This window comes from Lysobacter sp. P5_C4 (assembly GCF_054049695.1).
The window spans coordinates 1-13,894 of sequence record NZ_JBFULX010000007.1 but is presented as its reverse complement, the minus strand read 5'-3'; the positions used below and the strand labels follow the sequence as shown (position 1 = coordinate 13,894).

Below are 13,894 nucleotides of genomic sequence, written 5' to 3'. Positions count from 1 at the left end.
CCCTGTGTGTCCGGTCGAAGCGTGCGATCTCCTCGAGCACGATCTGCGCCACGCGCGCGGCCGCATCGGGGCGCGCGATGGCGCGCGCGGCTTCCGCCATCGCGCTGCGCTTGACGGGGTTGCCGCGCAACTCGATCAAGGCATTGCGCAACTGATCGGCGAGTGCGTCGTTCTGCGGCAGCAGCACGGCGGCATGCCGCTCGACGAGATACTCGGCATTGCGCGTCTGGTGATCGTCGACCGCCTGCGGGAACGGGACGAGAACGCTGCCCACGCCCGCGGCGCAGAGTTCGGCGAGCGTCAGCGCGCCGGCGCGGCACACGACGATGTCGGCCCACGCATAGGCATCGGCCATGTCGGCGATGAAGGGCTCCACGCGCGCAACGATGCCGGCCTGCGCGTACGCGGCATCGGCATCGGCGCGCAGCTTTTCGCCGCATTGGTGGCGGACTTGGATCGTCGGGTCGTTCAACGCCTGCAGCGCCTTGGGCACTGCCATGTTCAGGGCACGCGCCCCCTGGCTGCCGCCGAGGACGAGCAGGCGCATGCGGTCGTTGCCGCGCGCCATGCGCAATTGTGGCGGCTGCACGGCCGCGATCTCATCGCGCACCGGATTGCCGACCACTTCGGCGATCACGCTGCTGGCGAACGTCTGCGGGAAGCCTGTCAACACACGACGCGCCATGCGCGCAAGCACGCGATTGGTGAAGCCGGGCGCGCGGTTCTGTTCGTGCACGATCAGCGGAATGCCCGCCAGGCGGGCGGCGACGCCGCCCGGGCCCGCGGCGTAACCACCAAAGCTGATCACCGCCCGTGGACGACGCTGCGCGATCACACGCGCCGCCGAACGCACGGCGTTGAGCACGCGCACCGGTGCGCCGATCAACGTCGCGATGCCTTTGCCGCGCAGGCCCTTCACCGCGATGGTGTCGATCGGCACGTCGTGTTGCGGCACCAGGCGCGTTTCCATCTGGCCGTCGGCGCCGAGCCACGTGACCTGCGCGCCGCGCGCACGCAATGCACGCGCCACCGCCAGGCCCGGGAAGATGTGGCCGCCCGTGCCGCCGGCGAGGATCATCACGCGCGCGGGAGCGGTCATGCCGTCTTCCCCAGCGTGGGTTCGACGCGCTGGCGCAGGCGGCTGGTGCCGCGCACGCTCGCGCTCGCCGCGGTCGTGACCGGCGGCTGCGTCGTCGCCGGCACGTGGCCCGGCGCCGGTTGCTGCGCTTCGCCACGCAGGCGCGCGACCTGGCGTTCGGCGCGATCCAGTTCGTAGGACACGCGCAGCAGCAGGCCGATCGCCATGCTCGTCATCAGAACACTGGAACCGCCGGAGGAAATCAGCGGCAGCGTCAGGCCCTTGGTCGGCAGCAATCCGAGGTTCACGCCGATCGACACGAAGCTTTGCAGGCTCATCCACAGCGCGACGCCGAAGGCGCAATAGCCCGCGAAGTGGCGGCGCATCTCGACGCACTTCAGACCGACCCAGAACGCGCGGCCCGCGAGCAGCGCATACAGGCCGATCACCAGCGCCACGCCGACCAGGCCGAGTTCCTCGGCGATCACCGCGAGGATGAAGTCGGTGTGCGCTTCGGGCAGGTAGGACAACTTCTGCACCGACGCGCCCAGGCCCACGCCGAAGATTTCGCCACGGCCCACCGCCATCAATGCGTTCGTCAGCTGATAACCGCTGTCGAACGGATCGGCCCACGGATCCATGAACGACGTGAAGCGGCGCACGCGATACGGTTCGGCGATCGCGATCGCCGCGAGGATCGGCAGGCCGACCAGCACCGGGCCGAACATGCGCGGCATGTTGACGCCGCCGAGCACGAGCATGCCGGCGGTGATGGCCAGGATCAGCGAGAGCGAACCGAAGTCCGGCTGCAGGATCAGCAGGCCCACCAGCAGTGCCGCGACACCGAGCGGCTTGAGCATCGCCATCCAGGTTGCATTGACTTCATCGCGGAAGCGCACGAGATAGCTGGCGAGCCACACGATGTAGAGCAGCTTCACCGCTTCGACGGCCTGGAAGTTCGACACGCCGAAGTTCAGCCAGCGGCGCGCGCCGTTCACCGTGCGGCCGATGCCAGGCACGAACACGGCGAGCAGCAGCACGAAGCACGCCAGCAGCAACAGGTGGTTCTTCGCTTCGATCGTCTTGAGCTCGGTGCGCATCATCCAGACCGCGAGCGCGCAACCGCCGGCCAGGAACACCAGGTGGCGGATCAGGAAATAGAACGGCCCCACGTGCATCCCCTCGCCGATGGCGATGGAGCTCGATGCGACCATGACCACGCCCAGCGAGGCGAGCGCGATCGCCGCGCCCATCAGCCACGGATCGAAGCGGCCTTCGATCGCGTCGAGCCGCGTCGCCTGGTGCCGGCCGTTGCTGCCGTCGCTCATCAGCGCACCTTCAACGTGGCGAGGCCGACCAGGACGAGGATCACCGAGATGATCCAGAAGCGCACGATCACGCGCGGCTCCGGCCAACCCTTGAGCTCGAAGTGGTGGTGGATGGGGGCCATGCGGAACACGCGCTTGCCCGTGAGCTTGAACGAGGCGACCTGGATCATCACCGAGAGCGTCTCGACGACGAAGATGCCGCCCATGATCACGAGCACCAATTCCTGGCGCACGATCACCGCGACCGTGCCGAGCACCGCACCGAGCGCAAGCGCGCCGATGTCGCCCATGAACACCATTGCCGGATAGGTGTTGAACCACAGGAAGCCGAGCCCTGCGCCGGCGATCGCCGCGCAGATGATCACGAGTTCGCCCGCCCCGGGCACCGGCGGGATCTGCAGGTAATCGGAGAACACCGCATTACCCGATGCGTACGCGAACACGCCGAGCGCGCACGCCACCAGCACACTCGGCATGATCGCCAGGCCGTCGAGGCCGTCGGTGAGGTTCACCGCGTTGGAGAAACCGACGATCCAGAAGTACGCGAGCGCGACGAAGGTGATCGACGCGAGCGGCAAGGCGACGGTCTTGAAGAACGGGATGTAGAACGTGGTCGCCGCCGGTGTATCGGCGGTGTACCAGAGGAACAGGCCGGCGCCCAGGCCGAACAAGGATTGCAGCAGGTACTTCCAGCGCGACTTCATCCCGTTGGGATCGCGCTTGACGATCTTGATCCAGTCGTCCCACCAGCCGATCGCGCCGAAGGCGATCATCACGCCGAGCACGAGCCACACGTAGCGGTTGCGCAGGTCGCCCCACAGCAGCACCGATGCGGCGATCGTGAGCAGGATCAGCGCGCCGCCCATCGTCGGCGTGCCCGCCTTGGAGAAGTGCGACTGCGGGCCGTCCTTGCGGATCGGCTGGCCGCCCTTGAGCAGCGCCAGGCGGCGAATGATCGCCGGCCCCCACCACAGCGACAGCGCGAGCGCGGTGAGCGCGCTGAGGATGCCGCGGAACGTGAGGTACCCGAAGAGCCCGAAGACGCTCTGGAGTTGTTCCAGCCAGCGGAAGAGTTCAAGCAGCATGCGGTGCGTTCCCCTCGTCGCGCAGCAACGCCGTCACGATCTTGTCCATCGCGCTTCCGCGCGAGCCCTTGACCAATACGCGCACGCCGGCGTGCAGGCCGCTTGCCACCGCCTGCGCCAATGCGGCATGCGTATCGAAGTGATGTCCGCCGTCGCCGAAGGCGTCGACGGCGTGTTGGCTCAACGGACCGAGCGCATACAGGCGCGCGATGCCGGCGCTCTTCGCGCGTCGGCCGGCTTCGGCGTGCAGCACTTCGGCGTCCGCGCCGAGTTCGCGCATGTCGCCGAGCACGAGCCACGCGGCGTCGCCACTGGAAGCAAGCGTGTCGATCGCGGCGTTCAGCGAACCGGGGTTTGCGTTGTAGCTGTCGTCGATCAGGACCGCGCCGTTGCGCAGGCGATGCGTGACCAGGCGGCCGGCGACCGAGCGCGCCTGCGCGAGGCCATCGGCGATCACCTCGGGTTCGATGCCCGCGCCGAGCGCGATCGATGCGGCGGCGAGCGCGTTCAACACATTGTGGCGGCCGGGCAGCGACAGGCCGACCTCGACCTCGCCGATGGGCGTGACCAGCGTGAAGTGCGCGCTGTCGGGCAGCAGGTCGATCGCATGCGCGGTGACGTCGGCGGTGGCTTCCAGCCCGTAGCGGATGAGGCGGCGGCCGTGCGCGCGTTCGGCGAAGTACGGCGCGAACGCGTCGTCGGCGTTGATCACCGCGACGCCATCGGCCGGCAGCGCATCGTAGATCGCGCCCTTGGTATCGGCCACGCCGAGCAGGCTGCCCATGCGCTCCAGGTGCGCGGGGGCGATGTTGTTGACGACGCTGATGTCCGGACGCGCGATCGCGGTGAGATACGCGATGTCGCCGGGCTTGCCCGCGCCCATCTCGTACACGGCGAAGTGGGCCTGCTCGGGGGCATCGAGCACCGCGAGCGGCAAGCCGATCTCGTTGTTGCGATTGCCCGGGTTGGCGTAGACCGCCCCTTCTTCGGGGAACGCTGCGCGCAGGATCGCGAGCACCAGCGTCTTCACGCTGGTCTTGCCGTTGCTGCCGGTGATCGCGATGACCTTGGTCTTGCGCTCGCGTTGCACGCCCGCGGCGAACGCGGCGAGCGCGCGCTCGGTGTCGGCGACGATCAGTTGCGGCAGCGGGCTTTGCACCTGGCGCGCGACCAACACGGCGACGGCACCGTTGCGTGCGGCCATCGACAAGTGATCGTGGCCGTCGAAACGTTCGCCCTTGAGCGCGATGAACAGCGGATGGCCCTGCGGCATCGCGCGCGTGTCGGTGGCGACGACATCGACCAGGACGTCATCGCCAACGACACGGCCCCCGACGAGATTCGCGATACGGGAGAGCGGCATGGCGATCATGGGCGCGCCTCCAATGCGCGGGAAGCAACTTCCGTGTCGTCGAACGGGTGCCGCACGCCGTCGATTTCCTGGTACGGCTCGTGGCCCTTGCCCGCGATGAGCACGATGTCGTTCGGCCCGGCTTCGCCGACCGCGCGCGCGATGGCCTTCGCACGGTCGCGTTCGATCGCCAGGCGCGGGTCGACGCGCATCCCATCGCTGAAGCCGGCGAGGATGTCGTCGACGATGTGGTCGCCGTTTTCGCCGCGCGGGTTGTCGTCGGTCACAAACACGCGGTCGGCCAGGCGCTCGGCGATCGCGGCCATCTGCGGGCGCTTGCCGGTGTCGCGTTCGCCGCCGCAACCGAACACGCAGGCGAGCGATGCCGCGGCATGCGCGCGCAGCGAGGTCAGCGCCTGTTCCAGTGCATCCGGCGTGTGGGCGTAATCGACGACGACCAGTGGCGCATCGCCCTCGCCACCCAAGCGATTCATGCGGCCGTGGATCGGCTGCAGGCGCGACAACACCTCGGCGACCTGCGCCGGTGCATGGCCGAGCGCGACCAGCGTGCCGGCGACCGCCAGCAGGTTGTCGACGTTGAAGCGGCCGAGCAAGGGCGAGCGAACTGCATGGCGTTCGTCGCCGACGATCAGGTCGAACCCGACGCCGCGATTGTCCAGCGTGATGTTTTCCGCGCGCACCGTCGCGCTGCGATCACCGCGCGCACTGGTGCCCACGTGGCGCACCGTCTTCGGCAGCGCATCGAACATCGCGCGCCCGTAGTCGTCGTCCAGGTTGATCACCGCCGCGCGCAACCCGGGCCAACCGAACAGCTTGGCCTTCGCGGCGCCGTAGCTGGCCATGTCGCCGTGGTAATCCAGGTGGTCGCGCGTGAGGTTGGTGAACACGCCCACGTCGAAGTGCACGCCGGCGACGCGGCCCTGGTCGAGCGCGTGCGAACTGACCTCCATCGACAGCGCCTGCGCGCCTTCGTCGCGCAATTCCGCGATCAACTGGTGCACCTGCAGCACCAGCGGCGTCGTGAATCCGGTCGGCACCACCCGGCCGTAAAGGCCTGCACCGAGCGTGCCGATCGACGCTGCGCGCGTGCCGAGCAGCGTCCACGCCTGCGCGAGCAACTGCACGGTCGAGGTTTTGCCGTTCGTACCGGTGACGCCAACGGTGGTCAGCGCATGCGACGGGAAATCGTGGAAGCGATCGGCGAGTTCGCCCAGGCGCGCGCGCAACCCCGGCACCGGGATCGCATCGGCGGGCGCAGGCGCGTTTTCGGGCGCCGGCGGTTCGAACAAGACAGCGCGGGCGCCGCTGGCTTTCGCCTGTTCGGCGAACAACAGGCCGTGCGCGCCGAAGCCGGCGATCGCGACGAATGCATCGCCCGGCTTCACGGCGCGGCTATCCATCACCAGGCCAGTGATTTCCAGACCGGCGGGCACGGCCGCGACATCGGGCAGCAGTTCGGACAGGCGCATCGCGCGCGTCATTGGCGCGCTCCCGGCGTGGGCGCGACCGGCAGCGCCACCGGCGCCACGGGCGCGGGCGTCGCACCAGGCGCATTCGCCGTCTTCGGTGCGCGCTTGGCCTCGGCCGCGGCCTGCACGGCGAGCCACGCATCCAGATCGTCCGGCGCGACATCCATCAGGCGCAACGCACCATCCATCACGTGTTGGAACACCGGCGCCGACACCAATCCGCCGACGTACGCCAGTTCCGGCGCGGGATCGTTGATCACCACGACCATCGAAAAGCGCGGGTTGCTCGCCGGCACCAGGCCTGCGAAGAAGGCGACGTAACGGCGCGAATAGCCGCCCGCGCTCGCCTTGCGCGCGGTGCCGGTCTTGCCGGCGACGCGATAGCCGAGCACGCGCGCCTGCGTCGCGGTGCCGCCGGGCATCGTCACCGTTTCCATCATCCGCAGCACTTCGTTGGCGACCACCGGATCCATCACCTGGTGGGCCTGGTTACGCTGGCCTTTCACGAATGTCGGCGCAACCAACTTGCCACCGTTGCCGATCGCAGCGTACGCCTGGGCGATCTGCAGCGGCGTCACGCTCAGGCCGTAACCGTAGGCCATCGTCTGCTTGCTGGTGCCACTCCACCGGTCCGGCGCCGGCAACAGGCCCGCCGCTTCGCCCGGGAATCCGCTTTCGGTCGTGTGCCCGTAGCCGAGCTTGCGCATGTAGTCGTAGAAAATGCGGTCCGGCACGCGATGCACGATCAGCGCCGCACCGACGTTGGAGCTCTTGGTGATCACGCCCGTGGTGTCGAGCACCCCGTAGTTGTGCGTGTCGGTCGTGCGGAAGCGGCCATTCGGGATCCAGCCCGGGTTCGTGTCGAAGCGCGTGGCGGGCGTGATGAAGTGGTTTTCCAGCGCCGCGGCGACAGTGATCGGCTTCATCGTCGAACCGGGCTCGATGAGGTCGGTCACCGCGCGGTTGCGGTGCGCTTCGCGGTTCGCGCTTTCCACCGCGTTCGGGTTGAACGAAGGCAGGTTCGCCATCGCCAGCACCTCGCCGGTGGCGACGTCGAGCACCACCGCCGAACCGCTGCTCGCGCCTTTTTCCAGCAGCGCGTTGCGCAGTTCGCGATAGGCGAGGAACTGGATGCGGCGGTCGATCGACAGCGTGAGGTCCTTGCCCGGCAGCGCGGCGCGGACCAGGTCGACGTTCTCGACGATGCGGCCGCGGCGATCGCGGATCACCTTCTCGGCGCCGGGCGTGCCCCGCAGCCATTCGTCGAACGCCAGTTCCAGTCCTTCCTGGCCGCTGTCGTCGATGTCGGTGAAACCGAGCACGTGCGCGACCGCGTCGCCCTGCGGGTAGAAGCGGCGGTATTCGCGCTGCGAGAACACGCCGGGGATGCCGAGCTTGACGATCGCCTCCGCCGTTTCCGGGCGCATGCGGCGTTGCAGGTAGACGAATTCCTTCGTCGAACGCTGCGAGAGCTTGCGCGCGAGGTGGTCGGCCGGTACGCCGAGGGCCTTGGCGAGTTCCGGGATGCGCTCGGGCGACTTGAGCAGCAGTTGCGGATTCGCCCAGATCGATTCGACCGGCGTGGACACCGCGAGCGGCTCGCCGTTGCGGTCGGTGATCATGCCGCGCGAGGTGGCGATCGGGATCTCGCGCAGGAAGCGCGCGTCGCCCTGGGCCTGGTAGAACTTCTGGTGCACGACCTGGAGATCGAAGGCGCGGCCGAGCAACGCGGTCGAACACAGCGCGAGCGTGCCGGCGACGATTGCCAGGCGCCCGCGCAGGTTGAACTGCGCGCGGCCGCGCGGCTTTTGCCGCTGCGCACCGAACAGTGCGCGCAGGCGGCCGACACCGTTCGGGCCGCGTTTTTCGTTCGGCGGCATCGGCCTCATGGACGCACCACCACGGTGTCTTCGGCCGACGGGAAGGCCATGCCCAATTTGTTGCGCGCGACCTGGTCGATGCGATTGGCTTCGGCCCACGTCGCCTGTTCCAACTGCAAGCGACCGAAATCGATGTTGAGCTCGTCGCGCTGGCGCTCCAGGCGCTTGAAGGCGACGAACAGCTGTCGGTGCTCATGGCGCGCATACACCACGCCGATGGCCGAGGCCACGTTCGCCACGACCAGCAGGAACATCAGGCTGCGCAGGAACATCATGCAGCCTCCCCGAGTTTTTCGGCGACACGCAACACGGCGCTGCGCGCGCGGGGATTGGCAGCGAGTTCGGCGGTATCGGCCTTGGTCGCGTCACTGATCACGCGTAGCGTCGGCACGAAGTGGGGCACCACCGGCATGCGGCGGTTCGTCGGCGGCGCCTTGGCGTGGCGGGCAATGAACTGCTTGACGATGCGGTCTTCGAGCGAATGGAATGAAATCACCGCCAGGCGGCCGCCGGGCTTGAGGCACGCGAGCGCGGCGTCCAGGCCGGTTTCGAGGTCCGCCAGTTCGCGGTTGATGAAGATGCGGATCGCCTGGAACGAACGCGTGGCGGGATGGATCTTCGAATCCCCGCGCGGCATCACCGACGCGATGAGTTCGGCCAGCTGCGCGGTGCGCTCCAGCGGCTGCGTTTCCCGACGCGCAACGATGGCGCGCGCGATGCGGCGCGACTGGCGTTCTTCGCCATACTTGAAAAGCACATCCGCGATCTCGCGATCGTCGGCGCGCGCGAGCCACTGCGCGGCGCTTTCGCCCGAATCGGGATCCATGCGCATGTCGAGCGGGCCGTCCTTGCCGAAGGAGAACCCACGTTCGGCGACATCCAGCTGCGGCGAGGAGACACCGAGGTCGAGCAACACGCCGTCGAGGCCTTCGCGGACGAGATCCCAGGTGGCGAGGTCGGCGAAGCTGCCGCGGCGGATCGCCACGCGCGCATCCGTTCCGAACTTGCGCTCGGCTTCGGCGATCGCCTCGGGATCCTTGTCCATCAGCAGCAAGCGCCCTCCTGCGCCCAACCGGTCCAACACGCCGGCGGCATGGCCGCCGCGGCCGAAAGTGCCATCGAGGTACCGTCCGTCGGTGCGCACACGCAGGCCTTCCATGACCTGCGCGAACAAGACCGGAAGGTGGGCGGACCGGGCATCCGCGCCACCGCCGGTCACAACTGCAATTCCAGCAACCCGTCGCCCAGGTCGTCGTCCGACAAGGTCTGCCGGATCTGCGCCAGGTGCGACTGCTCGCTCCACAGCTCGAATTTGTCGCCCATGCCCAACAGCACGGCTTTCTTTTCAAGGCCCGTCGCGTTGCGATGACTGGCGGGCAGCGAGATGCGGCCGCTCGCGTCGGGTTCGACGAAGGTGGCGGCGCCGACCAGCTTCAGCTGCAGGTTGCGGCTGACGCTCTTGGTGCGCGGCAAGGCGTTGACCTGGTCGCGGACGCGTTCCCAGGCCGGCATCGGGTAGATATAAAGGCAACCGGCGTCGAAGGGGCTGTAGGTAACGACCAACTGGTTCCCGCATTCGCGCGCGACGACCTCCCGGTAGCTGGTCGGGATGGCCAGCCGGCCCTTGTCGTCAATTGTGATGGCGGTCTCACCCTGGAACATCGCCCTGCCCGGTTTTGCCCGTCTGCCGCGGGCTCGTTAGGATGGGTCTCCACGGATTTCCCGGAATCCCCACAAGTCGCCACGTTAGGCCCCACCCACAGGGTTGTCAACAGGCTTGGGGACAACATTTCGCTTTTGCCATCAATGGCTTGCGGCGAACTTCAGAGTCTGGTTCAAGAGTTATCCACTAAGCGCTGATCCGTCTCAAATTTTGAGATTTGGCCTCTCCGGCCCCGCCCCCGTGGCCACCCGCCGGGCGCCGGTTCTGACACAATCCCCGGCGGCGGAGTCGGCCAGGCAACCGCGTCGCGCGCAAGCGCGCCGAGGAAAGTCCGGGCTCCACAGGGCACGGTGCCAGGTAACGCCTGGGCGGCGCGAGCCGACGGAAAGTGCAGCAGAAAGAAACCGCCGATGGCCCCTCGGGGATCAGGCAAGGGTGAAATGGTGCGGTAAGAGCGCACCGCGAGTCCGGTAACGGACCGGCACGGCAAACCCCACCGGGAGCAAGGCCAAATAGGGACCTCATGACGTTGCCCGCGTCGGGTCCGGGTAGGCTGCTTGAGGCGCATCGGCGACGATGCGTCCAGAGGAATGGTTGTCCACGACAGAACCCGGCTTATCGGCCGGCTTCGCCACCTGATCCAGCGGCATCGCAAGGGGCATCGCGCCCCTTGCGGCGCCACGCTGGGCGCGCGACCGCAGATCAGGCGGCGCAGGCGGCCGCGACCGAATGCGCGAGGGCGCGCCCCGCTTCGCTCGTCGCGGCAAAGTACAGCGTCGCCTCGCCGTAAGCGCCCAGCGGCACGGCTTCGAGCATGACCGGCAACGCGGCAAGCGACGCGCGCAAGGGTTCGTGGAAATACGTGATCGGCGTGGAAAGCGACGGCTCGGCGTCGTAGCCCGCCACCACCATGCCCAGGCAGGCGAGCGAAGCAACGCGATGCAGCAAGCGCACGTAATCGGCGCGCGTGCGTTGATGGGCCAGGACGTCGAGGCACAACACGAGATCGCGCGGTCGCCCATCGATCGCGTCGAATTGCATCGGCGTCAGGAAGTGCCAATCCGGGCGTTTCGCGCGCGCCAACCGCAGCGCTTCGACGGCGATATCCACGCCGGTGCCGTCCTCGCACGGCAACCCACGCGCGACTTCCAGGTCGCCGCAGCCCCAGTCGAGCAACGAGGCCTGCGGTGCGCGCGCGACCAGCGCCGACAACCACGCGCGCTTGTTCGCCAACGATTCGCCGCGCGACTCCGGGCCGCTGCCGAGCATCGGATGCGTCACATACCGGTGGTTCCAGAACGTGCGGTTGTCGAACCGCTGGCGCTGGAATTGATCGATCGCGGCGTTCACGCGCAGGGTCGCTTCCAAGGCAGCGGATCCCACTTCCAGCCGCATGTCCGGATCCAGGCGCCCCTGGTGGAGCAGCGTCGGCGCATCGAGCACGTCGGCCTCGATCCGGACATCGGCGAGTGCAAGGCAGAACGCAACCTGCTCGACATGCGCGCGCCACCGTTCGAGCAAGCCCACGCGGTCCAGCAGCCAGCGTGTCCAGTGCGCCCAGCGCGGGCCGAGCGCTTCGCGAAGCAAGCCGGCATCGATGATGTACAAGCCGCCATCGAAGTTGCCGAGCAGCGTGTCGGACGCACCCGCCGCATCGCGCCACGCGCTCGTGCGCGTGGCAGGCATGCCAACGCCCGCCGACCGGAAAACGCGTTGCAGGATGTGCAGCGGCGGACCCGCCGCATCGACGAGCGTGCCGGCCACGGGTGCGCGGATCTGCGCGATCGGTATCGGCGCGGCGAACGCCATGTCGACGTCCATCAGCACGACGCGTTGCGCATCTTCGAAATCGGTCTGCACCTGGCGCAGCTTGTCGCAACGCGGGGAACGCGGATCGAACGGCGACACCGCCACCGTGCGCAGGCCCAGCGTGGCGCAAAGCTCGGCGATGTCCGGCCGCAGCGGGGCGGCGTGATGCACGACGACGTCGCAGGTATCGATACCACCGGGACCCAGTGCGCTTGCGATCCACGGCACGAACGCGGACCAGATCGCGGGTGTGTCCTCGAGCATGCACGCGTACGCCGTGCGGGAATCAGTGGGCGCTTCGGGCGGGCCCATCGGGCGATCCAGGGGAAAATCCGTGCACACGCTAACAACTGCCGCGGCCGTTACCCATTGTCATTTCGGGCATGGCGCGCCGGCGCAAGCGCAGCCTCATCCACTGCCGTACAGCGCCTTTCGCGGTGCGCCACTGAGTTCCGCGGCCAGCTTCGCGGCGGTCGAAGGCGGCAAGTGTTCGCCGAGTTTCGCGTACAGGCGGCGGCCCTCCAGGATGCGCGCGTCCTCGTCGGCTTCAGCACCGGTGACCAGCACGACGAACTCGCCCTTGCGCTGGTTCGGATCGGCGGCGACGCGCGCGCGCAAGTCTTCCAGCGTGCCGTCCAGGACGGTTTCGAACAATTTGGTCAGCTCGCGCGCGACCACCGCGCGGCGTTGCGCGCCGAAGATCGCCGCCATGTCGGCCAACGTTTCCTCGATGCGGTGCGCCGATTCGTAGAAGGCGAGCGTGCGCGTTTCCGCGGCGAGCGGCAGGAGGCGTTCGCGGCGCGCGTTGCCCTTCGCGGGCAGGAAGCCTTCGAACACGAGGCGATCGCTCGGCAGGCCCGCGACGCTCAACGCGGCCACGAACGCGCACGCACCCGGCACCGGGCTCACCGCGATCCCCGCCGCACGCGCAGCGCGCACGAGGCGAAAGCCCGGGTCGCTGACAAGCGGCGTCCCCGCGTCCGAAACCAGGCCCAGCGATTCGCCGGCCTGCAGGCGTGCCACGAGCTTGTCGGCGAGTTGTTCTTCGTTGTGTTCGTGCAGCGCCACCAGCGGCCGTTCGAGCCCGTAGTGCGCGAGCAGTTGGCGCGTGTGGCGCGTGTCCTCGGCGCAGATCGCCGCGACTGCGCGCAGTGTTTCCAGCGCGCGCGGCGAAAGGTCGCCCAGGTTTCCGATGGGCGTCGCAATCACGTGGAGCGTGCCGGGTCGAACTGGGGAGGACATCGGGAACCCTTCGGCGAAATGCGCACGTCAACGATGGCATCGACGGGCGGACAGGTAGAATCCTAGCCGCTTCCCCCCATGCCGCGCCCGCGGCCGAGGTATCGATGCATTCCATCAGGACCAGGACCGGCACCTTCACCCGCGGCACGTGGCTGCGCGCGCTGTTGCTGGGCATTCTCGCGATCGGCATGGCCGGTTGCGCCACCGTGAAGGTGTCCGGGCCCTCGACCGCGGGCCACGTGTTTTCGCCGGCCTTCGCGCAGGCGCGCGACCTGGCGCGCAACGCCGCCACGCTTCCCGCGGCGCAGCGTGCGGAGAACGACCGTGCGATCGAAAAGCTGCTCGCCGGCCTCGACGACGGCGCGCTGTCCGCCGACGCCGCTGCATTGCCTTCCGGCGATCCGCTGTACCCCTACGCTGGCCACGCGTTGCAGCGTCGCGGTCTGCCCTTGCCGCGGCCGTTCGATCGCGGCGCGTGGAAATTCGACGCAGGCGATCGCCCGCCGGCCGAACGCGATGGCTATCGCCCACCCATGAAGCTCGCCGTGCTGCTGCCCTTGTCGGGCAGCCTCGCACCCGCCGCGGCGCCGGTGCGCGATGGTTTCCTCACCGGTTACTACGGTGAATCCCGCCGTCGCCCCGAAGTGGCGTTCTACGACACCGCAGGGACGCCGGGCGGCGCCGTGGCCGCCTACCAGAAGGCCGTTGCCGAAGGGAACGACTTCGTGGTCGGTCCGCTCGGCCGTGATGAAGTCGCCGCGGTGTTCCGCGATGCGAAGGGCACCGTGCCGATGCTCGCGCTCAACCGCGCCGCGGTCCCGCCGCCGGCGGGCAACGCGAGCTTCTCGCTGTCGCCGGAAGACGACGGCATCGCCGCTGCCGAATTCCTGCGCGCGCACAACGCCAAGCGCGTTTTGGTGATCACCGGCGTCGACGAAGGCATGCACCGTGCGGCGTCCGCGTTGCGC

The 13,894-nt window shown here is 68.5% G+C and carries 11 protein-coding genes, 1 other RNA gene and 1 pseudogene; 2 read left to right on the top strand and 11 right to left on the bottom strand.

Annotated features, from left to right (window positions below; translation table 11 throughout):
- Positions 1-28: 28 nt before the first annotated feature.
- From murG to mraZ, 9 genes and pseudogenes are all read right to left on the bottom strand, one after another.
- Positions 29-1,078: pseudogene (gene murG / locus ACXJJ8_RS14685) on the bottom strand (undecaprenyldiphospho-muramoylpentapeptide beta-N-acetylglucosaminyltransferase); the annotation flags it as partial.
- A 17-nt stretch (positions 1,079-1,095) separates the two neighbouring features.
- Entirely contained in the window at positions 1,096-2,406 is a 1,311-nt protein-coding gene (ftsW, locus tag ACXJJ8_RS14680) for a putative lipid II flippase FtsW (RefSeq protein ID WP_499031538.1), read from the bottom strand.
- The gene (gene mraY / locus ACXJJ8_RS14675; protein WP_499031535.1) at positions 2,406-3,491 is read right to left on the bottom strand and encodes a phospho-N-acetylmuramoyl-pentapeptide-transferase; all 1,086 of its coding nucleotides are present in this window, start codon (positions 3,489-3,491) and stop codon (positions 2,406-2,408) included. Before mraY ends, ftsW begins: the two co-directional genes overlap by 1 nt.
- Positions 3,481-4,863: a UDP-N-acetylmuramoyl-tripeptide--D-alanyl-D-alanine ligase gene (locus tag ACXJJ8_RS14670; protein WP_499031532.1), complete on the bottom strand. Its 1,383-nt coding sequence runs from the start codon at positions 4,861-4,863 to the stop codon at positions 3,481-3,483. Before ACXJJ8_RS14670 ends, mraY begins: the two co-directional genes overlap by 11 nt.
- Entirely contained in the window at positions 4,860-6,344 is a 1,485-nt protein-coding gene (locus ACXJJ8_RS14665; protein WP_499031529.1) for a UDP-N-acetylmuramoyl-L-alanyl-D-glutamate--2,6-diaminopimelate ligase, read from the bottom strand. Before ACXJJ8_RS14665 ends, ACXJJ8_RS14670 begins: the two co-directional genes overlap by 4 nt.
- Positions 6,341-8,212, bottom strand: a complete 1,872-nt coding sequence (locus tag ACXJJ8_RS14660) for a peptidoglycan D,D-transpeptidase FtsI family protein (protein WP_499031814.1) — start codon at positions 8,210-8,212, stop codon at positions 6,341-6,343. Before ACXJJ8_RS14660 ends, ACXJJ8_RS14665 begins: the two co-directional genes overlap by 4 nt.
- Before the next feature lie 5 nt (positions 8,213-8,217).
- On the bottom strand, positions 8,218-8,484 hold the full coding sequence (gene ftsL, locus ACXJJ8_RS14655; RefSeq protein WP_499031812.1) for a cell division protein FtsL: 267 nt from the start codon (positions 8,482-8,484) through the stop codon (positions 8,218-8,220).
- A complete protein-coding gene (gene rsmH / locus ACXJJ8_RS14650; RefSeq protein WP_499031810.1) occupies positions 8,484-9,440 on the bottom strand; it encodes a 16S rRNA (cytosine(1402)-N(4))-methyltransferase RsmH in 957 nt (318 codons plus the stop codon). The genes ftsL and rsmH overlap by 1 nt, the downstream gene beginning before the upstream one ends.
- Positions 9,428-9,874: a division/cell wall cluster transcriptional repressor MraZ gene (gene mraZ / locus ACXJJ8_RS14645; RefSeq protein ID WP_499031526.1), complete on the bottom strand. Its 447-nt coding sequence runs from the start codon at positions 9,872-9,874 to the stop codon at positions 9,428-9,430. Before mraZ ends, rsmH begins: the two co-directional genes overlap by 13 nt.
- A gap of 285 nt (positions 9,875-10,159) precedes the next feature.
- On the opposite strand from mraZ, the gene rnpB reads away from it, so the two are divergent.
- Positions 10,160-10,509, top strand: an RNA gene (rnpB, locus tag ACXJJ8_RS14640) — RNase P RNA component class A.
- 68 nt (positions 10,510-10,577) lie between these two features.
- On the opposite strand, the gene ACXJJ8_RS14635 is transcribed toward rnpB, so the two are convergent.
- Complete coding sequence (locus tag ACXJJ8_RS14635) at positions 10,578-11,948, bottom strand: class I SAM-dependent methyltransferase (RefSeq protein WP_499031524.1); 1,371 nt, start codon at positions 11,946-11,948, stop codon at positions 10,578-10,580.
- Between the two features lie 144 nt (positions 11,949-12,092).
- Positions 12,093-12,926: a 16S rRNA (cytidine(1402)-2'-O)-methyltransferase gene (gene rsmI / locus ACXJJ8_RS14630; RefSeq protein ID WP_499031521.1), complete on the bottom strand. Its 834-nt coding sequence runs from the start codon at positions 12,924-12,926 to the stop codon at positions 12,093-12,095.
- Between the two features lie 104 nt (positions 12,927-13,030).
- Between rsmI and ACXJJ8_RS14625 the strand changes: the two genes are divergently transcribed.
- Positions 13,031-13,894 (top strand): penicillin-binding protein activator (locus ACXJJ8_RS14625; RefSeq protein ID WP_499031518.1); only part of this gene is annotated, 864 nt, incomplete at its 3' end.